The following is a 24,560-nucleotide window of genomic DNA, read 5'->3' as shown; positions in this document are numbered from 1 at the left end:
CCACTGGCTTCGGGTGGGTAGGCCACTGTGCCGAGGATATTTAGCCGAAACCTCCGTGTTTCGGTTCCTTCACCCAATCGACGTTAAGTCGATTGGGTACTATATACTGCATTCGGTCATGTCTCTACGTCGAGACGGGTTTGCAACGCAATTCGATAGTGAATTTCATGGAATCTCCTCGCAGCGCATTAACCGCACTACACTTACAAAAACCATTGTAGAATAATGCAAACATTTTCAAAGGTTATTGAATAGAAACCATGGTCTAAATTCAATAACAACTAGTTATAAAATAGAAATTTACCGGCCTAAAATTTATTCAGGAATAATATTAAAAATCTCATCCATTTTTTCATAAATCGTTCTCAATCTCACCTCATCACCTCCAGAAACTTCTGCAGAAGCCCATCCTGAATACCCTATTTTATCCAAAGCATTGATGACAACCGGCCAATTGCAGTCCCCTTCCAAAAGTTCAACCTTAAATCCTTTCCACACCCCTTCTTCCCGTTGCTTTACACGGCTATACTCCTTGACATCGAGTTTCATTATTCTGCGATTAAGGGTTTGGATCCAGTGTTCTGGCCATCCATATCGAACAATATTACCTATATCGAAATACCATCCCACTAGAGGATGATTAAAATCATCTACATATCTAGCCGCCTCTAATGGACTTAAAATAAAGTTGTTCCAAACATTTTCAAAAGCAATTTTCACCCCTGTTTCTTCAGCCACGGGAATCAATTTGCGAATCTCCACCTGTGATCTAATCCATGCCTCTTCATAACTCGTCTCTGCATTCACCACTCCAGGCACGATTAATACCGTATCACCACCGTATAACTTGCAATCCCTCAAAGCTTGCTTACATGATTCAAGACATTTTTCTCTTACCGCTGTATCCGGATGAGACAAGGGATATTTCCAGTGATATGAATTCACTACTCCTGGAATCACCAAGCCCGTCTTTTCCTTGGCATCCAAAATTTCCTTGGCATCCAATCCATTCGGGGAATCCAATTCTACACCGTCAAATCCAATCTCCTTTACAAGTTTAAATTTATCTAAGACCGTATTTCCAGCCTTTATCATTCCATATTTTAAACTCTTCTTAATATTCAGCCCTTGTTTATTGGATATTTCCTCGGACAAATTGTGGGCTGAGACAGATGGCAATCCCAGTGACATTCCCAGGGCTGCGGTGTTCATAACAAATTTTCTTCGATCCATTGAATTCTAGCGATTGTTTACCCAAATCTATAAAACTTTATTCTCAAAATGAGGGAAATGCAATTATAATCTATGCTAGAACTTTATTCCCCCCATTTTGAATTACTTACTTATCATAGATTCACCATATCTAACACTCTCACATTGACACATTCACATTAACTATTCATTTAAATGAGGTCAAGACTCCATGAAGTGACTATCTATAAATTTACCGTCTAAATACGGAAAAAGATCAATAAATATCAACGTGAATTAAATTAAAAAACATGAAACTATCACTTAAAAATATAGTCTTATAATACTCCTCTTAGAGTCTTAATCTATAGACGAGTCTATGTAATCACGATAAATATCGTGCCTATATTTTCGCTACAGTAAAACACAATCAGCTAAGTTATTCCCCTTAAAGTTGCAGAATTCATTCACTCATGCCTTAGACTATCTGTGTGATAGGCAGAGAGTTATTGGTTATGTAAAAAACAAAAAATGAAAAATTTAACTAATTTTATTTTAGTCGTAATAATTATTATTCTGGGCCGACATTCAGTATCGGCTCAACTACAAGGGATAAGCTATACCCTATCCCCCTACGCGGAATACCATTGGCCTGTTAAAAACTCCGGTCTAGACAACGGTATTATGGGTGGAATTCAACTGGGCATAGGTTTTGGCGAATACGTAGAACTGGGCGCCAACTATGCGGAAGGGTTTGGTTTGAGCACTAAATTGGATCAATTTAATTTTGATCCCACTGACGCACAAATATCAAACTATCAAAGTCGAGACGTTAGTTTTAAACGAATGGGTGGTGAATTGAAACTCAATTTATCCAGAGGTGCCCTCCTGCCCTATTTCTCTATAGGGGCTGGTGTTCAATCCATTGGCGCCGATTCTCTTGCCACTAGCGACCAACTATATGTAGTCCCAGGAGTAGGAATAAAATTTTCAGCTGGGGACCGTTACACCATCGGATTTCAAGCTCTGAATTACAACTACAACTACAATTCCAACATATCTCTTCTCAGTCCCTTAGAAAGAGAGTCGTATGGATTAGCTGACCAAAATTTTGACCAAGAAAAAATTTCCAACTGGGCCTTAAGAGCTTCTCTGGCTTTTTATCTCGGCGGAAGAAAACCCGGTCAACTAACTGACATTGATAGAGCCTACCTCGATCAATTTTCTAGTGGATTCCAAGGACTTAGCCTTCCCATAGAATTCCACGTATCCAAGATGGACTTTCACAACGACTTGCCCTATACCGATACTTGGATGGCTGGTGTAAGCACAGGACTTAACTTTGGTCCCCTAATTGGCATACGTGGATTTTATTCCAGAGCCATCGATGACGAGGGTAGTAATTTGGATTTTGATGATTTATCAATGTACGGCGGGGAAGTAAAATTCAAATTAAATGAAGGAAAAGGCATTATCCCTTGGATCACCCTCGGTGGAGGTAACATCCAAGTGGGCGATGAATACACCGGTCTAGCCGACTCCCTTACTTTTGACAAAAATAAAGGATTTGTTCAAGCCGGTCTCGGATTGGAAATTCCCTTTAGCAAGTATGTAAAACTCACCGGCTACGCCAAATCTATTTTGACAACTCAACAAGACATAGAAAATATAAGCCTGCCCGATGAAATCAAATCTTCTTGGAACTACGGTATGAGCCTCAATTTTGTCATGGGCAAGAAGAAAGAAAAAATTGAAGTAGTCAAACAAACAGCTTTTGATGATTACTTAATTACTTCATCAATTGAACAAGAAATAGCCAAAGAAAAATTGATCGCGGAGTACGAAGAAAAATTGGACATACTAGAGTCACAATTGGCTGAAGCGGTAGCCGCCAAAGACTTAGAAGCGGTTAAAGAAATCTCAGAACAAAAATCAAATACTGAAAAAGTCATTGAAGAATTGGACAAAAAATCTTCGGTGGAGGTTGAAAAAGAAATCATTGTTAAAGAAGAGGAAAAAGTTTCCCAAACTACACCAGCTGCGACTCAACCTGTACCGGCAATGCCAACAGCACCAGTCACCCAAGAAATGCCACAAGAAAAGGTTAGAAGTAGTATTCAGATGACTCCTGAAGAATTGAGACTCTTAATCAAGGAAATTATTCAAGGTATGAAAGAACAACAAAGTTCTACCTCAGATGTCAATTCATCCAGTCGATCTATGTCTGATCCTCAAAGAGAAGCCAGAAGAAATGAGATTGAGAACATGCAGAGAAAAATGAGAGAAATAGAGGCCATGGTTGAATATCCTGCTCGAGAGAAAAAGTTGACGGAAATAAGCGAAGACAAATCGTCATTGGATCCTGTAGACGCCGATATATATATGCAGTTGGCTAGATTGGAAAGTAAGATCAATCAACTACTCAACCAACAGAATCTTCCTCCTATGCCCAACAATGTCAATCCTAGTGGCAATCAAGCCAATCCTCCAGTCATTGTTCAACAACCTGTACCAGTAGAATACAATGAAGAACAATTGCAAGAAATCATCGATGTAACCAATAGACGAATGGATGACATGGAATATATGTTGGAGCGCTACCTCAAACAATTAGAAAAATCCACAAAATCAAAACAAGAAAAGGTAGCCAGTGAAAAGCAAGAAAAAATGGTTCCAGCTATGGAAGAAGAGATGATGGATCAAGACAGTAGCAGCAGATGGAGCTTAAATGACAAGGTAAGATACAACGGCATGTCGGGATTTGCTGGATTTGGCCTAGGTGAAAATGCCACTTTCAACCTCGGATATCGAGTACATTACATGATAGGCAAGGAGGGAAGCCCTTTTGAATTTATGCCAGAATCGTTTTTTGGTTTGGGTTCCCCCAGTTCATTTGGAATAAATGCCAACGGCTTATATCACATTCGCATACCATCTATTCCTCCCCATATTAGACCATATGCTGGTCTAGGTGTTGGGCTATTGAAAGCAGCTAAAGGAAGTAGCGAAGACAAGTTATTGGGTGCTTGGAATTTTATTATCGGTACAACACTCGATGTTAATTTCGGTGAAATTTACGTCGATTTTACGGGAAGAAATGCTTTTAAATACAATCAATTAATCGTGGGTTATGTATTCCCTTTTTAATTAAAATTATAATGCTGACTTAGTAAATTGAAAGAGGGAGACAATTTGTCTCCCTTTTTCTTTCATTTTTATAGCAATTAAAAGTCATTCTTATACTCGATTCTAGACTTATACTTCAGTCGATAATCACAGTAAATCATCTTGAATACCAAATGCACTTAGAATAATTCAATTACACCACTGCCAAATCAATCTTAAGATCCTTTGCCAACTTTTGAAGATCCACCCATAAATCCTTCAATCTTTGGATTTCATCTTCAGTAAAAGGTCCTCTATCGCGTCTGGCGTAGTTCTGAATAGGCAGTCCTCGCAAGTTCATAAAACACTTGGCAGATACTGGATATTTCTTGCCGATAATTTTATCGCTTTTCAATAAGAATTCATTGGCCATTGCCACCTCTTTGGCTTTGCGTTTTGAATTGCCATATTTACATATAAATGCGTAAATCTCAGGATAAAAGTTCGCTCCTATAGGAGATAGTCCTTGACCCTTATTTTGGATAGTAAACAATGCATCAGGGGTATGTGCATTATACATACCCATACGAGAATTTTCTATGGTGGCTATTTTGGCTGCTACCTGCTGAGCATCACATGAAGTATCCTTAAGGTAAACAAATCGATCGGTCGCTGTGATTTTCTCAAGAATATCTGTGGACAACAACCTTTTGTACGGACTAGGACATTCATACAGACCGAGAGGTATTCCAGGACTTCCATCTACTATGGCTTTTATGTGTTGCCATAAAGCTTCATCGTCCTTTTCTTTCTCAACCAAAACACTGGTAATCAACACTACTGCATCTACACCAGTATTGTATATTTCCTTGATAAAGGCAATATTTTCATCAACCGAATTAGAAAAACTACCAGTCGACACTACAGGCTTTGAGGTATTTTCGACTACAAACTTAGTGAGCGCAACCCTCTGTTCCGGAGACAATTGATACATCTCACTAGAAGCACAATTGGCGAAGAAGCCAGCTACACCAGCTTCCTCGTACCATTGTATCATCTTTTTTAATGTAGGATAATCTATATTTAGTTTTTCGTCGAAAGGGGTAATCATCACTGCCCACAAGCCTGGAGCCAATGCTTTTCGCTTACCTTTCCCTTCTGTTTCTGATATCAAAAAATTGGGACTAAGCCATGCTGAAGAAATCCCTATACTCGATTGGATTAAAAATTTTCTGCGATTTTGCATTTGACCGTATTTCGTATTAGTTATTATTTCTTTTTACCAAGGCTTACCCGTTCCTTGAAGCAACCACATTTTGGACCATTGATCGTTCTCTGCAGGCTGCAACTTGGATATAGCTGCCTCAACGTTGTCCCCGTTGAGATTGCGTTCATTGTTTCCATAGATAAATCTAACTGGAATTTTATCACCATTTGATCCACTTATAATATTGGATGCCAAATCGGGCATAGCCGTTCTTCGCCAATTTAAATAACCTTCTGGAGTCATCCAAAGACCAACCCACTTTTGTGTCATAATATTTAAATATTGATCGGTTTCTGTACCTGCCTCAAAATCCTCCCTACCTTTGGCTAAAAATTCAGCCCTATCAAAAGATTTCAACTGGTGATTGGTAGAATTGTACACAGAAGTACTTCCGTCTTGGATGTCGAATTGATCCAAACTAGCTTCCATACCAGCAATATAATAATCCACTGCTGAACCATTACTGATCCAACCTTTGTGAAATGCTTCCGCCAACAAAAAATTGACCTCTGTATAAGTCATCAAGATCGATTTCACTAAGGGATGACTATTTTCAGCATACATATCGGCTAAATAAGAAGTATGTGGGTTGGCACCTTGCTCTAAATACATTTTGTCATCTAATGCTTTTACCGCAGCAAAATCCATACTCGGACGTAGGTTCCAAGAATCTGGCTCCTTCATAGCGATATCCAAACCTACATACAAAAAGGTATCAATGCCTTCTTGGTAATTCGGCAAATACCTCTTTACTCTTCCGTCTTCACCAATACCGTATTCACTTCCATTGTCACCGACTACCAACTGTACATCTACTGGTCTGACCCATGTAGTCAATCGAGGATCTTCATTGATTCTCAAGAAATCAACCAATGTTTTGGCTGGTTTTCTACGGTAAAATTCAGATCTATTTGAATATCCTAATGGACCTCCTCTCCATGAGTTATTACTAGCTGTACCCCCATATTCAATGGAAGCATTGTCGTCGGTACTTGTAAAAATCGGATATTGACTAGGGTTATTTACGATTTGAGCAAATTCACTCGCTACATCTAGTCCCAAATCACCGGCTTTATCGGACAATCTCATATAATATCTCAATAAAAGACTGTTGCAAAATTTTTGCCAATTCAAAGCATCTGCACCGTATAGAAGATCAGAGTTTACCAATTCTCCAATCACACCGAGACCGTTCAACATTTGATTGGCCGCTTTAAGATCAGCTATTACACCCAAGAAAATATCCTTTTGTGCATCGTATTTAGGAGTAAAAACACCTTGTTCAGCCATCATTGCTTCAGAATAGGGCATATCTCCCCAAAGTGAAGTATAAAAACCATAGTAAAATGACTTCATTATCAGAGCCGTACCCTGATAGAATTTTTTCAAGTTTTCATCCTCCAAGGTTTCAACGTATTCGTATACGTAGTCCGCATCCTTAAGGGGCTTGTATATACTGGAACCCCAAGACAATTCGCCCCAGATCAAGTTATTGATTTCAAAACCGATATAGTCGCGCTGCAAATACTGAACGGCTTCCAATATCCCCTCCGAATTCCCATAGGCAAATTGTTGCGTATATGCATTCGGTGAATTGGCCAAAATAGAAGAAAACACATATTTGGGATTGATTTTCTCTCCCCCTACGGCATTGGGATTGGTATTTACTTCAGTTAAATCTTCACAAGAAGTAGACAGCAAAAACACCGTTGCCAAATAGAATAAATATTTTAATTTATATAGTTTCATTATATTATAATTTAGAAGTCAACACTTAATTTAATACCGATTGGAGAAGTCCACGGACCACCATTCCATCTATCTACACCTTGAAGAACTGAAGAACTGGTTCTCAAAAACGCCAATTCGGGATCGATGCCAATACCTGCTGCGGTCCAGATAATTAGGTTCTTGGTAAACACAGATACCGAAGCTCCTCTAGAGCCTATCAATTGAGCGACCGAAGTAGGCAATTGATAAGAAATAGCCAACTCTCTCAATTTCACATAGGAAGCATCGTAAATAAACTTATCGGCATGCCCAACATCCCAATATCCACCACCTGGTTCGATGATTTCAAATGAATTCACAAATTGAGTTCCTTCTGCACCAAAATTTTCCACGTATTCACCTTCTGCATTGACATATACACCGGGGAAGAAAACACCGTTGTCGCGACCATTATATGGGAATCCACCCAAGTCAGCTGTTCTTCCTCCAACGTATAAATGATTATATTTTTCTTGATTAGATTTTACTTCTGCAGCAATAGCATCTCTATCGCCGTTGAAATCCAAAGCGCTCAAGATTCCAGTAAAGGTACTTTCTCCTTCTCCTTTACCCCACTTTTCTACTTTGCCAGATCTTGCCAATCGCAACATGGTCATAGAATAAAAATCTCCTCCATTTCTCCAGTCAAAACTGGCCGAAACCGAAATATTTTTATAGGAAATACTGGTTTGACCACCCAATAAAAACTTGTGCAAATAATTACCCACTTTGGTATAGTCATTAGATCGCTGCAATTCACCATTGGCATCCAATAAATTCCATCCAGCATATTCTCCTTCTTCTACCTTAATCGTCTGACGACCGTAAAGATCTCCCAGTGTTTCACCTACTCGAGTGATGGCCTGAATACCTACATTGCTCCAAAACTGAATCTGATCTACACCTTCAGTCAATTCGGTCAACTTACTCTCTTGCCGTGAAATATTTAAATTAACATTCCATTGAAAGTCATCCTTCTTTACTGGAGTAGCAAACAATCCTACTTCCCAGCCCGAATTTTCTACAATACCGGCATTGATCGTCGTCGAATTAAATCCTGTCATTCCGGGGATACCTACACTTAAGATCTGGTTTCTATTTTGAACTGTGTAATAAGTCGCATCCAATCCGAGACGATTGTCCAAGAAAGCCATATCTAATCCTACTTCAAATGAAGTGGCAATCTCCGGCTTTAAATTGGCATTGACCATACTCGAAGGATTGGTATAGTAAACCAAATCACCGTAACTTCCCTGATTCAACCTAGCTTGAATGGCATAAGGATCAGTGTCTTTACCTACTTCAGCCCAGCCTGTTCTCAATTTTGTCACACCCATCCATTCCGGCATTTCGATAAATTCGTTCAACACCAAACTCAATGAAGCCGATGGATAAAAATAAGATCTGTTCTCTATCGGCAATGTACTTGACCAATCATTTCGAGCTGTCAAATCGAGGTAGACCATATCTTTGTAACCGATAGTTGCCATTCCATATACACTGTAAATGGCTTTATTGTAGACACCAGTTTGGTAGTTCAATCCACCGCGCTCTACATTGGACAATGTGTATAGGGCGGGCAATACCAAATTGTCTCCTCCTACGCTCACTAAAGATCTTTTCTGACGCATCAAATTTCCCCCAACTGAAGGTGCGATATAGAAATCTCCCAACTTGGTATTGTATGAAAATAAGAAGTCGGTATTGATTTCCTTGTCGTATTCCGTGTCTTGAAAGTAACCACCTCTTGGACTAGCCACTCGACCGTACAGTGACCACGGATTTAACTCTTCATTCTTCTCGTTTCCACTGATTTGAGAAATTTTAGCCATAAAATTCAATTTAGGAATGATTTCCCAATCCAATTTTATATTTCCAAACCCTCTGTTTCTATCGAATTTCTGAATCTTTTCATTCACTCTAAACCAAGGATTGTTAAAACTTGTATTTACATTGTTTTGCAATTCGTCTTCAACCAACCAATAGTCTTTTAAAGCATTCATATCCACATGGGGAGGTACCATATACAATTCCGTAAATTGATAATCGTTGTGGACTTGAACAGGATAATTATCTGAAAAAGAGTTCGAAAAATTGACATTAGTAGACACGGAAAGATTCGGTGCTAAATTGTACTTAGCGGACAAATTCATCCCCAGTCTTTCCAATTCTGTTTCGGGAGTAGTACCTGTAGCATTCAAATAAGACATTGACAATCTAAAACTTCCCTTGTCATATGACCCATTTATACTCATATCGTTGATATTGGAAACCCCAGTTTGGAAGAAATTTTCCAAGTTATCTGGATGAAAAACCAATGGTGTAGATTCTCCATTGGATCCAAACTGTACCGCACTTTCTCCTTCTTCTGGACCATACCAGTGTTGGTAAGCACCTTCATCAAATATGCCCTGACGTCCAGAGGTAAATCTATTTTGAAGTGGAATATAGCTATAAGGTTGGTTTAAAGTCAAGGCTGTATTTACGGTTACACCCAATCCTTTCTGGGTTGACTTTCCAGATTTAGTAGTGATCAACAATACCCCATTTCCGGCTCTCGACCCGTACAATGCAGCAGCACTTGGCCCTTTAAGTACAGAAACACTTGCGATATCTGCAGGATTGATATCATTCATTATAGTTGGGTCTCCTACAGGAACTCCATCAATGATAACCAATGGATCATCATTACCTGTCAGTGAAGTATTTCCTCGAATTTGCACCCTAGTTTCAGAGTTAATATCGTTGTTGGAACTGCTGATTTTCACCCCTGCTACCCGTCCATTAAGGGCAGACAATGCATTTTCTTGAGGGACTTTTTCTAAATCTTCACTATTTACTTCAGCCACAGAATAACCCAATGATCTTTTATCTCTTTCGATACCCAAGGCCGTAACCACGATTTCGTCTAATGTTTGAGAATCCTCAGCCAAAACTATGGTAAAACTTCCTTTACCAGATACTGGAACTTCTTGAGATACAAAACCAATATAGGAAATAATCAATACCGCATTTTCATCGACGTCTGCAATATTAAAGTTGCCATCAAAGTCAGTAGATGTCCCCTTTGTAGTCCCTTTAACCAATACATTCACGCCGATTAAAGGTTCTCCAGAACGATCGGTTACGGTTCCAGATATATTTAATACAGGCTCAGACAATTTCCTAATTCCACGATTAAATTCATTTTTCGGAAGTTTAGAAACTACTGTTTTACCCGATTTTTTTTCTTGAACATCAATGACGTTGTTCAAGTGTTTTACCATACCTTTCAACGATTGAATCCCCCTATCTGTTTCTTCGTATAAAATCACATAACGCTGATCAAAGATTTTATATTGAAAGGATGTACCGACTAAAATAGATTGCATAGCTTCCTCTACTCCAGAATAATTCTCTGGATTAAAATCCACCTTTACATTGGCTATAGAAGCCTCATCATAACTAAAAAACACCTTGTAATTCACGCTCAATGTCTGCAGGGCTTCAGCCAACAATACGTCATCGGTATGGCTTCTATCGGCGGCATTACCGATAGGCATTTGAATAAATAAGGTCATTAATGACAATACTAAAAACATAAGTTTTTTGCATTTAAAAGACCCCGGGGAAAATTGTAATCCCGGAATTTTCATTTTTCTCGGTAAAAAATTTAATTTCATGGTTGCATAGTTTTAATTTTTCCTTGGTCGAAGTTTTCGATCAAAGATGAATTACATTTTCATTTTCAGTTATTTAAATACGGCTGGGAGGGACGCCAATCATTCCCAGTCGTTTTTTCCTATTTTATATATACTTTCCCTTCCCTATCTTCTAAACTAACACCGAGAATCAACCCCAGTGACTGTTTCACAATGGACCAATCTGTATAGGGCAATCCAGCAGTAATTTTTCTCTGTAATAAGTCCTCATCATCGACCTCAAAACTCAGCCCGAATACCTCGGACAATTGTCTAAATATCTCCCTTACTTCCACACCTTTATATTCCAATGTGCCTTCTTTCCAAGCAGCCAAATTTTGCTCACTAGTTGCTATTCTTTTTAAATCTTTTGATTTCATTGAATAACTCAAGGCTTGGCCAGGACTAAGAAGGATTTCATCAGATGGACCCGGCTTATTTAATTTAAGTCGCACTTCTCCTTCATCGAGCAATACATCAGTCTGATGTCCTCTGTTCTTGATGTTAAACATTGTACCTACAACATTCACTGTCAAGTCATTGGTCAACACTCTAAACGGCAGTTTTTTCTTACTTCTTTGAGCAATCAAACCAGCAACATCAAAATATCCCTCCCCCTCAATTATAACTTCTCTCACCCCAATGTTTCGCCAGTCTTTTTGCCACTTTAGAATAGAATTGGCATTGAGCACGACCTTAGTCCCGTCATCAAGTGTAATATTATTTACTTCTCCGTATCCGGTCTGATATATTTCATATTCAACTTTGGGAGATTGAGGCCAAAAGAAAAGAGAAATTAAAATAAGTACCGATGCCGCGGCCCAATATATCATCCTCCCTTTTATAATATTAGATCGACTGGGTTTTTCATTTATGTTCACCTTCATCTCCTCCCAAGTTAAGGGAGACTTCAGAGGCTGTATTTCCTGCCACTTACCATCCAATTCAGACTTTAATTGATTGAGATTATTCCCATCGAGCAGTAGGTCAAACAACTCCTCATATTCTTGAGAAGAAATTTCCCTGTCGATATACTTATTATATAAAAACTTAATTCGCTCAATCTTATTCATTATTCCCGATTGTGGTATTGAAACGGTTGAAATTCAAAAATAGACTAGTCAAAATTTAAAAAATTAGACACATTGAGCTTAGTTAACATTAATTTTACATTGAAAATCAATCTAATAAGCAAATTTAAGAGGCAAAAAGTCCTATTTTATTATCCAATACCAATACTAAATTACACTATTTGCCCTCTAAAACCTTAGTCAGATCACATTAAAATACTATCCAATTGTTGGAATATTACTAGGTTTTAGCCTTGCTAACCGATTTAAAATCCAGTTAGAAATAACAATTTAGCAACAGTAAGACCTTATGGTGATGTTAAAATTATAGTTTAAATTTACTAGAATTAATAGGATTTAATAAGCGGAAAAGGAATGGAGTCTAAAGTCAATACACCATTAGATATTGAAAAGATATTTCATGATTTCAATGACAAGGTATATGGATTTGTGCTAAAAAACGTTGGGAACGTTGACCTAGCCAAAGACATTACTCAGGAGATTTTTTTAAAGGTCTGCTTACGAAAAGATAGGCTGGCTGAAATAGAAGATGTAAGCAATTACATTTATTTAATGGCGCGCAATTCTATAATAGATCACTTCCGAAAGGCCGCCCACGAAACCGATTATCGAAAAACCCTAAAAGAAGACATTGTCAATCCTGTTGAACAAACAATAAAACAAAAACATTACGCAACCGTACTAGATGATGCTTTAGAATTATTGCCCCCAAGACAAAAAACTATTTTTGTTATGCATCGACAACAAGGGCAATCCTTAAAAGAAATATCCAAGCAACTGGGGATTTCTTATTTCACCGTAAAAAATCACTTGGCAGAAGCGGGTAAAAACTTAAAGAAAGTCATCAATCCTGAAATCATGTATAGTCTTATTGTCATATTCTTTAACTCCTTCTAATAATTGCCCTAATACCATCTATTGAAATTAATATATGAGGAGATAAAATACAAAAACCGCGTTTTCGATGACGAAAACGCGGTTTTTCCATTTTCACTTAAAGTTATTTGTTAAAATACCTCTTTAATATCTAATGCGTTTTTTAATATCGGTTAAGATATGTATATCGATGACCTATGATGTAATTGCAGTAAATCCTATGTAGAAATTATTACTTTCAACTGAATGAATAACCTTCATAGATTACAATTTCTCAGTCTACATAAAGGATATTACCAAATACGTTTATTATTGTCGGTTATAATTCGTATAAATTAATTTACAATTTATAATCCGACCAGTCCATGATTTCATTTCTTGTCGATTGATCGACACATTCTTTCAAGGTCTTTTCATCGTAAGCCAAGTTGTGTTTGTCCAAAACCTCTTGAGGTACCCCATCCCATACATTGGGGACATTACCCATAAAGCCTAGATCTTCTAACCCGGGTTTACTGGTGAAATATCCGGTTAGTACAAGGTCTCTCATGGTTGAGAAAAACTTTACCCCTTGGCTCATCTCTGGCTTGGCATCTTCGGGATAGGCTATATCATCGACAATGGCGATTTGTTGGTCGGCACTAGCATCCTTGAATACTTTGTTGAAGCGAACACTACTTTCGTGATCCAACCACCTCAATCCCCCACTCAATGGCACTTGAAAAGTAGGACGATCCAATGCCATAAAATCGATAAATTCAACAACTCCGGCATTACTCGCAGAGGGATGATCACCGTCGGCAGGCAATATAATATCGGCCAAAACAGTGATAGTCGCCAGATCGTGATCTGAGAAAAACGACTCTTTTACTAGTGCTTTATCACGTACTAACTCTTCGTCTGTACGACCATAGCCCAAATCATTTTCCAAATCTACCTTACTTTGACCAGCATCGGATGAAGTCTTTGGGCTTTCACACCCTGTCAATACCAATCCCGTGGCTGCAGACCCAGCCACCATTAATTTTAAAGTCTTACGTCTATCCATTTTAAATGCTCATTTTCTTTAATTCATCAATCAAATATTCAGAAGATCTCATGGCCAAAGCTAAGATGGTCCATGTTGGATTTTTGTCGGCTTGAGACACAAAAACCCCTCCATCCATTACAAACAAATTGTCTACATCATGGGTCTGACCAAATGAATTGGTCACTGAATCTTTGCTATTATGACCCATTCTAGTCGTTCCGACTTCGTGAATTATTCTTCCAGGTGCTTCCAATCCGTAATTACTCTCTTTACCCGGTTTTTCTCCCATAGGAATTCCACCCATGGTATGAATAATTTCTTCAAATGTATCTTGCATGTGTTTGGCTTGATTGATCTCATCATCAGTCCAATTATAATTAAATCGAAGTACAGGGATTCCGTATTTGTCCACAACGTTGGGATCGATTTCACAATAATTATCTTTTTGAGGGATGGACTCTCCTCTACCCGCAAATCCTATACCTGCTCCCCAAAATCGTTTCACATCTTCTTTTAGGTCCAATCCATATCCACCGGCTTTCTTTTTTTTGCCATCTGGCCCTGGAACCAAACCATTTTTCTTTTCCATGCCCATTCCAAATCCATACAATGGCACATTCATTCCACCACCATACTCAATATGATATCCTCGAGTAAAATCTAAATCCTTTTTATCGTTCAACCACCATGGTGTATATACGTGAATTCCTCGAACCCCATCTTCGTTATAGCGGATTCTATCCATCAAATGAGGCAAGATTGCACTTCTTGAAGCCCCAGTGGAATCGTGAAGGTATTTACCTACCAATCCACTAGAGTTAGCCAATCCGTTGGGATATTTCTCAGATTTTGAATTCAATAGTATTCTGGCCGAACTACAAGCACTGGCAGCCAAAACTACTACCTTGGCTTTGACACTATATTCCTTCATCTCCACTCTATCGACATAAGACACACCGGTTGCTTTTCCATTGTCATCGGTAAGTACTTCCCGCACCATCGCATTGACATAAAGATCTACATTGCCAGTCTCCAAAGCAGGCTGAACCAACACCGAAGAAGATGAAAAATCCGCATAAGCCGTACAAGTTCTATTACACTGTTGGCAATAGAAGCAAACTCCGCGTTTGTTATTTAACTTTTTGGTCAAAACTGATTTTCTGGCTGCAATCACAGGAATACCTATTTTCTTTAAATCCTTCTTTAAATACATTTCATGCAACCTCGGCTTCGGAGGAGGTAAAAAATAGCCATCTGGCTCATTGGGAATATTTTCACGAGTCCCGTAAACTCCGACCATTTTATCGACCCTGTCATAATAAGGAGCTACATCATCGTAGCCAATTGGCCAGTTGTCACCTTTGCCGTCATGATCTTTGCGTTTGAAATCCAATGGTCCAAATCGAAGAGAAATTCGCCCCCAGTGATTCGTCCTTCCCCCTACCATACGAGATCTAAACCAATCAAATTCAGAATTTCCTTTTCTGGTATAGGGCTCACCATTGATCTGCCAGCCCCCATAAGCCATGTCAAAATCGCCGAATGACCGAGTATCGGTACTGGCTCCTCTTCTAGGTGATTCATAAGGCCACTTCATCTGAGTTTGGGTCTCTGGGTCGGCAGGGTCAAAATTGGGACCGGCTTCCAACAATGCCACTTTTAATCCCGCTTCCGCCAAAATCTGAGCGGACATTCCTCCACCTGCACCAGAACCTACGATCAAAACATCGTACTTTTTGGCTTGCTCTTTAATTTGAAACATAGTACTTATTGTATTTTATATTTTAAAATTTTCTTCTGTCTATTTTAATAAATCTATCTAAATGGATTCACTTCTTAATATTAAATTCCAATATCATCAGAATCACCCCAATATATATCTATTCAAACGATCCAATAAAAAAAAAGCACTAGTCCTTATAAAAAAGATAATACTATTTTAACTTATTTCTATTTCTTCATTCAATCTACCTTGAATCGCTAAATAACTTCACTGATATCAAAAAGTAACCACGTAAAAAATCATTAAATTACACATTTTCCCAATAACAAACTTAATATAGAATACTTTGTACTATAAAAAGACAAAATACTACCATCAATGGAAATATTTTACAACACATATTGGCATACAAAACCATGATATTTGCAATCTAATGGGGAGATAGAAATACGGTCACTAATTTTACCAATTTTCAAATCATTTTGACGTTAACTAGTCTAGTTGACCGTTTGAAACGTTCCATATACAATATTGATTTAGGTACAATTCAATAATATAAAATACAAATAAAGATGAAACCAATTGTTCAAATTTCACTTGATTTAACCAATATTGATGAAGCATTAGAAACAGCTGCCATGGCTATGAGAGCTGGTGTAGATTGGCTAGAAGCGGGAACTCCTCTCATCCTAGCAGAAGGACTCCACGGTGTCCGAAAATTGAGAGAAGCATTTCCTGGTGTTCCGATTGTAGCCGATCTAAAAACCATGGATGGCGGATATTTAGAGGCTGAAATGATGGCCAAAGCTGGAGCTACTCACGTAGTAGTCATGGCAAGAGCACACGAAGAGACCATCAAATGTGTTGTTCAAGCGGGTAAAGATTTCGGTGCTGAGGTTATGGGTGACAATCTCGGATGCCCTGACATGGTAGAAGGTGCCAAAAGATTGGAAGATTTGGGTTGCGGATACGTCATTCACCACATCGGCTACGACGAAAGAAGAGGTATCGCCGCCAGAGGTTTGAGAATGCCTAGCCCAATGGATCAATTGAAAGAAGTAGTCAATGCCGTAAATGTACCTGTACAAGCAGTTGGAGGTCTTAGTTTGGAACAAGCTATTCAATGCCCTGAACTAGGTGCCCCTCTAGTAGTACTCGGTGCTCCATTGACCATAGACGCCGATGCCTTTAAAACTGCCGATGGCAATTTGGAAGCATCTTTGCGTATGATTTGTGAAAAAGTACATAGTTATGGCGATGTAAAAGTTGGTCAATAAAAATAATTAAATAAAAACACTTAAATAATAAAGATATGAGTTCACCTGCTGTTGTAAATTTTGCACCAACCAGTGGTTCAGTAGAATTAAGAGAAATAGCCAGACCAGAAATCGGGGATGAAGATGTATTGTTGGCAGTGGCCAATGTAGGCGTCTGTGGTAGTGACCTTCATCAATGGACAGCTGACCACAGTTGGCCGGTAAACTATCCAGTAGTTTTGGGACACGAGTTTGGCGGACATATAGTTGAATTGGGAAGTCGAGTTACTGGCTGGAAAGAAGGGGATAGAGTGGTGAGTGAAACTGCCGCTGTTATCGATACCAACAATCCCATGTCAAGACAAGGTTTATACAACTTAGACCCCACTCGAAAGGGATTTGGCTACGGTGTCAATGGCGCCATGACTAAATATGTAAAAGTACCGGCCAGATGTTTGCACCGCGTACCTGATCATGTACCCTTCGAGCAAGCGTGCTTAACAGAGCCCTGCTGTGTAGCCTTCAATGCCGTAGTAGGCAACGGCCATATCAAGCCGGGTGATCGCGTCATCGTACTAGGACCTGGAACCATCGGCATCCTATGTGCGGCTATGGCCAGACTATGCGGAGCAGAGGTAGCTATTGTGGGTCTAGAAGCCGACAAAGGAAGATTGAATATCGCCAAGCAATATGGCTGTACGCCAATAATTGGTGATGCCACACAATGGGCTATGGAAAGAGATGGACTGGGAGCCGATACCATCATCGATGCGGCTGGAGTAAGCGCTACCTTAAAAGTAGCAATTGATCTAGTTCGCCCCAATGGTAGGATTTCAAAAGTGGGATGGGGTAAAAACCCTATCGGTTTTAGCTTAGATCCATTGGTTCAAAAAAATGTTGCCCTTCAGGGAAGTTTCAGTCACAACTGGCCTATATGGGAAAGATTAATCGCTCTTATGGCCAGCGGACAATTAGACGTAAGACCTATTATAGGTGGCGTTTGGGCTTTTGACGAGTGGGAGACGGCTTTCAATAAAATGCATCACGGAGATGTAGTTAAGAGTGTTTTAAAACCAATATAACTATGCGTTTACAAGACAAAGTAATTATCATTACTGGCTCCACTACCGGTATCGGTAAAGCCATTGCTCAACGATGCGTTCAGGAAGGTGGAAAAGTAGTATTACACGGTAGAGAAAAAGAGGCAGGAGAGAAGGTGTTGGCCGAACTGGGTTCAGACAATGCCATTCTTCACCTAGATGACCTTGCGTCCGAGGGATGTGCCCAAAGGTTGACAAATGCCGCTATAGAAAGCTTTGGTCGACTCGACGCCATAGTGAACAATGCCGCCATGGTTACCTCTTCTGACATTCACACCACCAATGCCGATTTGTTGCATAGGGTTTATGAGGTCAATGCTGTTGCCCCATTCTCTCTTATTCAATCCGGTTTAAAGGAGCTTTCTAAAAACAGAGGTTGTGTTCTGAATATAGGATCGGTAAATGCTTGGGCCGGCGAGCCCAACCTATTGGCCTATAGTATGTCCAAAGGAGCGATGATGACCATGACCAGAAACCTAGGCGACGTACTATTCAGAGATTATGGAGTGCGTGTCAATCAAATCAATCCGGGATGGGTATTGACCGAAAAAGAGATTGAGCGAAAGCGATCGCACAATCTTTCGGAAGACTGGTACAAAGAACTTCCTCGAATGTATGCTCCTGCAGGTAGAATAATCTATCCAGAGGAAATTGCCGCAGCTGTCATATATTGGTTGTCAGACGAAAGCGGTCCTATTACTGCTCAATGTGTAGAATTGGAACAATACCCAATGATTGGGAGAAATGCTCCTAAAGATGAATCGACGATTCCCAATAAATAGTTTTAGAATTTAAAATATAATAATATGCCGAAGTTAGCCGCTTTTCCAAAAGCCTTTATGCAAGAATTATGCAAAGATGGCACCATGAAAGTATCCGAATGGATAGAATTAGCCGTCCAACTAGAAATTGACGGTCTAGAGTGGTATGCTGGATTTTTGGAAATGAAAGACAAGTCGAATTGGTCAGAATTTAGAAAACAAGTGGAAGGCCATGGCAAAACCATTCCCATGATGTGTTGCTCTCCAGATTTCACACATCCAGATCCTGGTTTTAGAGCCAAAGAAATAGAAAAACAAAAGCAGTGGATCGATATGACCTATGCCTTGGGGGGGTCTTATTGCAGAGTCCTTTCTGGACAACGCAGACCTGTATTGACTGTTGAAGAAGGCATCAACTACACCGTTGAATGCATTGAAGCTTGCCTTCCATATGCCGAGGAACGCAATATCACCTTGATCATAGAGAACCATTACAAAGATGACTTTTGGGAATATCCTGAATTTGCTCAGAAAATGGAGATTTTCTGTCCCCTAGTCGACAGAATTCACCACCCCAATTTCGGAGTAAACTACGATCCTTCTAACACTTATTTGGCAGCGGAAGATCCTTTAGAGTTATTGTACAAAGTATCGGATAGGGTAGTGACCATGCACGCTAGTGATCGCTATTTAAAAGAGGGGACTCTCGACGATTTAAGAAAAGAAGAAGGTGGAGCTACTGGTTACGCCAAAAGATTGAGCCACGGTGAAATAGGAAAAGGTCTGAATGACTACGATGCTATTTTTACAGAGTTGGCAAGGGTAGGATTCGATAGCTGGATCAGTATTGAAGACGGTGTGGACGGCATGGATCAACTCGCCCGAAGTGTTGCTTTCCTTCAAAAGAAGATTAAACAATATTGGCCTGAGAACTAATAAGAATTACGTTTATAATTGACGGAAATCGTATAATACCAAATGTATTTCGTATAAAATATGGGGTGATCATTATTGGTCACCCTTTTTTTATTCTATATAATTTACAGAATAGTAAAATGCCTATGTAATTAGGATGTGAGGGGAAATTAGCGATTCTAATATTTTGTAATTTATATTTGGAAATCCCCCTTAATTTCTAATATTTTCATTCCTCACATTCTCCAACACAACAGGATGAAACAATGGCTACATTTCAGTATTACATCCACTATGACTAACACATAGACTTATCTTACAAATACAATCTAAATATTTCACCATGGTCTTAATATTGTAAAAACTCCTTATAATTCAAGAAATGTCACTGGTATTGAGAGTAAAATATTAATAGAATAAAACAAATTGATTAAATTATTATTGTAAATTAGGCAGTGATATAATATTGTGACCATCTACAACGTTAATACAAGCATGAAGTGGAGAGATGTATTTGAAAAACCCGCCTTCGGAGTATGTTCAGCCATATCTGATTATTTTGGCTTTGCAGTAGACAAAGTCAGAATATACTTTGTCTACTTGTCACTACTTACCTTTGGATCTCCTATTATTATATACCTATTTTTGGCATTTTGGATCCATTGGAAAAAATATTTCCAAGGTCGTAGGCCATTACATTATTTATAGCCAGTGTAATTTTTTCCCTAAATCATAAATCAACCTGTATTTCTTGACCATAGGACAAGGTATCCATACGCGTAATCAGCGAGGACGTCGATCCTTTTATAGTGTGAACTAATGGTTGGTATTTTTGTCGACTGCTCAATAGACAAGCATACTCGGGAAAGCATATGCACATTAAGCCTAAACAGCCTGCAAATAATACAATAAATTGTAAAATTTTAAACTTCATATATTGCGGTTTTTGAGATGGTATTGCAAATATATGACAATATTTTATAATTTAAAAAATATTGATTAACAATATATTACGTCAAATATGATGAAGTTTTACTGTAATCAAAAAGATGTTACCCCATTTTGAAACTCAAGTACAAAATGAGAGATTAACATATGAAGGATTAACATATTAATAATATGAATGTAATACTATTGATTACACATAAAAACTACTAAGTCTTGCGAAAAACTCATAAAAGCTAAAAAATTTTATATTCCTAGGAATATTTCAAGTAATTTTGACCCCAAATATTTGCAGAATGGATGACAATAAGAAGGCACAGAATCAAATGAATATAGAAATTACGGAAGAAATAGCCGATGGCATATATGCCAATCTAGCTATTATCTCACATTCTAATCAAGAATTTGTGGTAGATTTTGTGCGAATGATGCCCAACATACCCAAGGCCAAAGTAAAGAGTAGAATTATCCTCAGCCCACAACACGCCAAAAGATTATTATTGGCACTAGAGGAAAACCTTAAGAAATACGAGGCCCAGCATGGCAATATCAACGAAGGTGGAACCAATATGCCACCAATGAATTTCAACATTCCCAATGCGCAAGCATAAGCCACTTAAAAGCAGGTAAAATGAATAGAGTATCACAGCGGAGCCTGAATGCTTACCAATCTCCTATACGCAAACTTTCCGCTTTTGCCGATCAAGCAAAAGCAGAGGGAGTAACTATATTTCATCTCAATATAGGCCAACCCGATGTAGCATCGCCTATACATCCAAAAACGAGTTTGGAAAATTGGTCTAAAGATTATTTGCCCTATGGCAAATCGGAAGGAGAAGACAAGGTTCGCAAAAAATTTCAAGCCTATTATGCGGAGTGGGGAATATCGCTTCGAGAAGAAGATATCTTAGTAACTACTGGTGCCAGTGAAGCCCTTTCATTGACCCTTTATGCCATCATGGATCAAGGCGATGAACTTATTGTTCAAGAACCCTTTTATGCCAACTATAATGGAATAAGTAAAATGGCAGGCGTGTCTATACGTCCTATTTACACTCCATTTGAAGAAGGATTTCCCGTGCCCGATGTACAGAAATTCGAAGAGGTAGTCAATGAACACACTCGTGCTTTGTTGTTGTGCAACCCCAACAATCCTACCGGTAAGGTATATTCTAAAAAAATGCTAATCGAATTGGCTGAACTCGTACTTAAATACGATTTATACCTTATAGTAGATGAAGTATATCGTGAGTTTTGCTATGAGGAAGACTTCTATTCGGTCTTGCATTTAGAACACATCAGAGATCGAGTTATAGTATTGGACTCCATCAGCAAAAGGTATAATGCATGTGGAGCTCGGGTTGGTTGTATCGTAACCCACAATCGATTGGTACAAGAACAAATATTAAAATATGCTCAGCTTCGCCTAAGTCCACCTATGTTGGCTCAAGAATATGCCGAGCAAATTATCAATCCAGGCCCGGAATATTCCAATCGCATCTTATCTATCTATAAGGAACGTCGTAACTACGTCATCAGTCGATTAGAAAAAATTCCAGGTGTAACCATCAATCACCCGGAAGGCGCTTTTTATATTTTCGCCAAATTTCCGGTAGATAGTGCAGAACATTTTTGCAAGTGGTTACTCACCGATTTTAGATCTAACAACAATACCGTGATGCTAGCTCCTGGAAATGGTTTTTACTCTACAGAAGGGTTGGGTCACGATGAGCTGAGAATAGCTTATGTTTTAGAATTGGAACAATTAAAACTGGCCATGGATTGTCTTGAAAAAGCGTTGGTATCATACCCCATGTCGGCTGTTACCGTTTCATAAAACATAGATAAAGACCAGTCTTAAATAAGCTTTATCCTATTATTGCTACTATTCCACATGAATATAGCGGCTTTGCTATAGATTCATTCGATGGTAATATAATATGTGAGGGAAATGCTGTACTTTCGCATTTTATTTAGATCCATAGAAAGATTTTACCATGATCACTGTTAAGAATATCACTTTAAATTTTGGAACAAGAGTACTGTTTGAAGACGTCAATGTCCAGTTTAGTACCGGTAATTGTTACGGCGTTATCGGAGCCAATGGGGCAGGAAAGTCTACATTTCTTAAGATAATTAGCGGAGAGGTAGAATCGACACGAGGATCAGTGGAAATTTCTCCAGGATCTAGAATGGCGGTTCTAAAACAAGATCATTTTCAATTTGATGACCATTCCGTTATCGACACGGTAATGATGGGCCACCAGCCTTTATGGGAAATCACCCAAGAAAGAGCAGCTATTTATAGCAAAGCGGATTTCTCCGAGGCCGATGGTATGAGAGCCGGAGAATTGGAAGTAGAATTCGGAGAAATGGGAGGCTATGAAGCCGAAAGTGATGCGGGAAGTTTATTGAGTAGTTTAGGGGTAAAGGAAGAATTTCACAACAGTTTGATGAAAGACATCCCATCCATTCTCAAAGTAAGAGTTTTATTGGCTCAAGCACTTTTTGGCAATCCAGATATATTATTACTCGATGAGCCTACCAACGGATTGGATATTGAAACCATTACTTGGTTAGAAGACTTTTTGGCCGACTACCCTCATATCGTATTAGTAGTGAGTCACGATAGACACTTTCTCGATGCAGTATGTACCCATGTTGCCGATGTGGATCGCAAAAAGGTAAAAGTATTTAGCGGTAACTATACATTCTGGTATGAAAGTTCAAAACTGATGGCCAGACAAATTGCCGATAAAAACAAGAAAGTAGAAGACAAACGTAAAGCCATGATGGAGTTTATTGCGCGATTTAGTGCTAATGCATCTAAATCACGTCAAGCAACTTCGCGTAAGAAAGCCTTAGAAAAATTAACCATAGAAGATATTGAACCCAGTCATCGCAAATATCCTGGTATTATTTTTCAACCATTGAGAGAACCGGGTAATCAAATCCTCAACGTTAGTAATCTATCTAAAGAAGTCGATGGTCGGATCTTGTTCAAGGATGTAAGCTTTTCCGTAAACAAGGGTGACAAAATCGCTTTCTACAGCCGCGATCCATTAGCTGTTACTCAATTTTTTGAGATATTAGATGGCAATGTAACTCCAGATACAGGAGAAGCCGAGTGGGGTGTAACCATAACACCAGCCTACCTCCCACAGGAAAACGGTGAATTTTTCAACGAAGAACTCAATCTCATGGATTGGTTGAGACAGTGGGTACCACCTCATGTAACCGATGTAGACGAACCATTCCTAAGGGGTTTTCTCGGTAAAATGTTGTTCAGTGGAGAGGAGATCTTTAAAAAGACCAGTGTATTAAGTGGGGGTGAAAAAGTAAGATGTATGCTCAGTAGAATGATGCTACAAAATCCCAACTGTATCGTATTGGATCAACCGACCAATCACTTGGATCTAGAAAGTATTCAGGCATTTAATGAGCAATGCATGGAATACAAAGGAGTAGTGCTTCTTTCGTCCCATGATCATACTTTTATGCAAACCGTTGCCAACAGGATCATCGAATTGACACCGAACGGCATTATCGATAGACTTACCACTGTGGATGAATATCTAGCAGACGATAGAGTAAAAGCCTTGAGAATGGAAATGTACGGCGATGCCGAAACCGTATAGATCAAAGTAATTCTTCATTAGTTTTTAACGATAGTAGAGACATTATAGGATTTCATACTTCGATAGCGAGGCGACTCGTAAATGAAATTAATGTCCTACCATAGTGATTACCCCGTAATTCGTTAGGGTTTTAGCCACTGGCTCCGGTTTTGTATTAATATAATCCACGACAGGAGACGCAAAATCTTGCGCCTCTACTAAAAGACCTGACC

17 protein-coding genes are annotated in these 24,560 nt (G+C 38.9%); 10 read left to right on the top strand and 7 right to left on the bottom strand.

The features are described 5' to 3' along the window. Positions 1–315: 315 nt before the first annotated feature. Positions 316–1,233, bottom strand: coding sequence for a sugar phosphate isomerase/epimerase family protein (locus LVD51_RS00800; RefSeq protein WP_236969264.1), 918 nt, complete (start codon positions 1,231–1,233; stop codon positions 316–318). Positions 1,234–1,722: 489 nt separating this feature from the next. On the opposite strand from LVD51_RS00800, the gene LVD51_RS00795 reads away from it, so the two are divergent. Then, positions 1,723–4,338, top strand: a complete 2,616-nt coding sequence (locus tag LVD51_RS00795; protein ID WP_236969263.1) for a hypothetical protein — start codon at positions 1,723–1,725, stop codon at positions 4,336–4,338. A gap of 172 nt (positions 4,339–4,510) precedes the next feature. Here the strand turns inward: LVD51_RS00795 and LVD51_RS00790 are convergent, their stop codons facing one another. The 4 genes from LVD51_RS00790 to LVD51_RS00775 form a co-directional block, all read right to left on the bottom strand. Further along, entirely contained in the window at positions 4,511–5,542 is a 1,032-nt protein-coding gene (locus LVD51_RS00790) for a dihydrodipicolinate synthase family protein (RefSeq protein WP_236969262.1), read from the bottom strand. 33 nt (positions 5,543–5,575) lie between these two features. After that, positions 5,576–7,312 (bottom strand): SusD/RagB family nutrient-binding outer membrane lipoprotein, encoded by a 1,737-nt coding sequence (locus LVD51_RS00785; protein ID WP_236969261.1) that lies wholly within the window; start codon positions 7,310–7,312, stop codon positions 5,576–5,578. Between the two features lie 11 nt (positions 7,313–7,323). Beyond that, positions 7,324–10,995: a SusC/RagA family TonB-linked outer membrane protein gene (locus LVD51_RS00780; RefSeq protein WP_236969260.1), complete on the bottom strand. Its 3,672-nt coding sequence runs from the start codon at positions 10,993–10,995 to the stop codon at positions 7,324–7,326. A gap of 119 nt (positions 10,996–11,114) precedes the next feature. Beyond that, positions 11,115–12,086, bottom strand: coding sequence for a FecR family protein (locus LVD51_RS00775; RefSeq protein ID WP_236969259.1), 972 nt, complete (start codon positions 12,084–12,086; stop codon positions 11,115–11,117). A gap of 372 nt (positions 12,087–12,458) precedes the next feature. Between LVD51_RS00775 and LVD51_RS00770 the strand changes: the two genes are divergently transcribed. Beyond that, the gene (locus tag LVD51_RS00770) at positions 12,459–13,001 is read left to right on the top strand and encodes an RNA polymerase sigma factor (protein WP_236969258.1); all 543 of its coding nucleotides are present in this window, start codon (positions 12,459–12,461) and stop codon (positions 12,999–13,001) included. A 319-nt stretch (positions 13,002–13,320) separates the two neighbouring features. On the opposite strand, the gene LVD51_RS00765 is transcribed toward LVD51_RS00770, so the two are convergent. Beyond that, positions 13,321–14,028, bottom strand: a complete 708-nt coding sequence (locus LVD51_RS00765) for a gluconate 2-dehydrogenase subunit 3 family protein (protein WP_236969257.1) — start codon at positions 14,026–14,028, stop codon at positions 13,321–13,323. A gap of 1 nt (position 14,029) precedes the next feature. Then, positions 14,030–15,772, bottom strand: a complete 1,743-nt coding sequence (locus LVD51_RS00760; RefSeq protein ID WP_236969256.1) for a GMC family oxidoreductase — start codon at positions 15,770–15,772, stop codon at positions 14,030–14,032. Positions 15,773–16,305: 533 nt separating this feature from the next. Between LVD51_RS00760 and LVD51_RS00755 the strand changes: the two genes are divergently transcribed. From LVD51_RS00755 to LVD51_RS00720, 8 genes are all read left to right on the top strand, one after another. Continuing rightward, positions 16,306–17,010, top strand: coding sequence for an orotidine 5'-phosphate decarboxylase / HUMPS family protein (locus LVD51_RS00755; protein WP_236969255.1), 705 nt, complete (start codon positions 16,306–16,308; stop codon positions 17,008–17,010). Positions 17,011–17,045: 35 nt separating this feature from the next. Then, the gene (locus LVD51_RS00750; protein WP_236969254.1) at positions 17,046–18,071 is read left to right on the top strand and encodes a zinc-binding dehydrogenase; all 1,026 of its coding nucleotides are present in this window, start codon (positions 17,046–17,048) and stop codon (positions 18,069–18,071) included. A gap of 2 nt (positions 18,072–18,073) precedes the next feature. Continuing rightward, the gene (locus tag LVD51_RS00745; RefSeq protein WP_236969253.1) at positions 18,074–18,871 is read left to right on the top strand and encodes an SDR family NAD(P)-dependent oxidoreductase; all 798 of its coding nucleotides are present in this window, start codon (positions 18,074–18,076) and stop codon (positions 18,869–18,871) included. 24 nt (positions 18,872–18,895) lie between these two features. Beyond that, positions 18,896–19,786, top strand: coding sequence for a sugar phosphate isomerase/epimerase family protein (locus tag LVD51_RS00740; protein WP_236969252.1), 891 nt, complete (start codon positions 18,896–18,898; stop codon positions 19,784–19,786). 474 nt (positions 19,787–20,260) lie between these two features. Further along, complete coding sequence (locus LVD51_RS00735; RefSeq protein ID WP_236969251.1) at positions 20,261–20,473, top strand: PspC domain-containing protein; 213 nt, start codon at positions 20,261–20,263, stop codon at positions 20,471–20,473. 533 nt (positions 20,474–21,006) lie between these two features. Next, a complete protein-coding gene (locus tag LVD51_RS00730) occupies positions 21,007–21,321 on the top strand; it encodes a DUF3467 domain-containing protein (protein ID WP_236969250.1) in 315 nt (104 codons plus the stop codon). A 20-nt stretch (positions 21,322–21,341) separates the two neighbouring features. Then, a complete protein-coding gene (locus LVD51_RS00725; RefSeq protein ID WP_236969249.1) occupies positions 21,342–22,547 on the top strand; it encodes a pyridoxal phosphate-dependent aminotransferase in 1,206 nt (401 codons plus the stop codon). A gap of 160 nt (positions 22,548–22,707) precedes the next feature. After that, complete coding sequence (locus LVD51_RS00720; protein ID WP_236969248.1) at positions 22,708–24,348, top strand: ABC-F family ATP-binding cassette domain-containing protein; 1,641 nt, start codon at positions 22,708–22,710, stop codon at positions 24,346–24,348. The last annotated feature ends 212 nt before the right edge of the window (positions 24,349–24,560 follow it).

This window comes from Membranihabitans marinus (assembly GCF_021729155.1).
Classification (GTDB): domain Bacteria; phylum Bacteroidota; class Bacteroidia; order Chitinophagales; family Saprospiraceae; genus Membranihabitans; species Membranihabitans marinus.
This window is presented reverse-complemented; position numbering and strand designations above follow the sequence as displayed.

Bases quoted from the DNA above. Each gene is read 5' to 3' on its own strand.
- LVD51_RS00775 (WP_236969259.1), bottom strand. From the start codon at position 12,086: ATGAATAAGATTGAGCGAATTAAGTTTTTATATAATAAGTATATCGAC.
- LVD51_RS00725 (WP_236969249.1), top strand. From the start codon at position 21,342: ATGAATAGAGTATCACAGCGGAGCCTGAATGCTTACCAATCTCCTATA.
- LVD51_RS00795 (WP_236969263.1), top strand. From the start codon at position 1,723: ATGAAAAATTTAACTAATTTTATTTTAGTCGTAATAATTATTATTCTG.
- LVD51_RS00740 (WP_236969252.1), top strand. From the start codon at position 18,896: ATGCCGAAGTTAGCCGCTTTTCCAAAAGCCTTTATGCAAGAATTATGC.
- LVD51_RS00780 (WP_236969260.1), bottom strand. From the start codon at position 10,995: ATGAAATTAAATTTTTTACCGAGAAAAATGAAAATTCCGGGATTACAA.
- LVD51_RS00770 (WP_236969258.1), top strand. From the start codon at position 12,459: ATGGAGTCTAAAGTCAATACACCATTAGATATTGAAAAGATATTTCAT.
- LVD51_RS00730 (WP_236969250.1), top strand. From the start codon at position 21,007: ATGGATGACAATAAGAAGGCACAGAATCAAATGAATATAGAAATTACG.
- LVD51_RS00800 (WP_236969264.1), bottom strand. From the start codon at position 1,233: ATGGATCGAAGAAAATTTGTTATGAACACCGCAGCCCTGGGAATGTCA.
- LVD51_RS00745 (WP_236969253.1), top strand. From the start codon at position 18,074: ATGCGTTTACAAGACAAAGTAATTATCATTACTGGCTCCACTACCGGT.
- LVD51_RS00785 (WP_236969261.1), bottom strand. From the start codon at position 7,312: ATGAAACTATATAAATTAAAATATTTATTCTATTTGGCAACGGTGTTT.
- LVD51_RS00790 (WP_236969262.1), bottom strand. From the start codon at position 5,542: ATGCAAAATCGCAGAAAATTTTTAATCCAATCGAGTATAGGGATTTCT.
- LVD51_RS00755 (WP_236969255.1), top strand. From the start codon at position 16,306: ATGAAACCAATTGTTCAAATTTCACTTGATTTAACCAATATTGATGAA.
- LVD51_RS00760 (WP_236969256.1), bottom strand. From the start codon at position 15,772: ATGTTTCAAATTAAAGAGCAAGCCAAAAAGTACGATGTTTTGATCGTA.
- LVD51_RS00750 (WP_236969254.1), top strand. From the start codon at position 17,046: ATGAGTTCACCTGCTGTTGTAAATTTTGCACCAACCAGTGGTTCAGTA.
- LVD51_RS00735 (WP_236969251.1), top strand. From the start codon at position 20,261: ATGAAGTGGAGAGATGTATTTGAAAAACCCGCCTTCGGAGTATGTTCA.
- LVD51_RS00765 (WP_236969257.1), bottom strand. From the start codon at position 14,028: ATGGATAGACGTAAGACTTTAAAATTAATGGTGGCTGGGTCTGCAGCC.
- LVD51_RS00720 (WP_236969248.1), top strand. From the start codon at position 22,708: ATGATCACTGTTAAGAATATCACTTTAAATTTTGGAACAAGAGTACTG.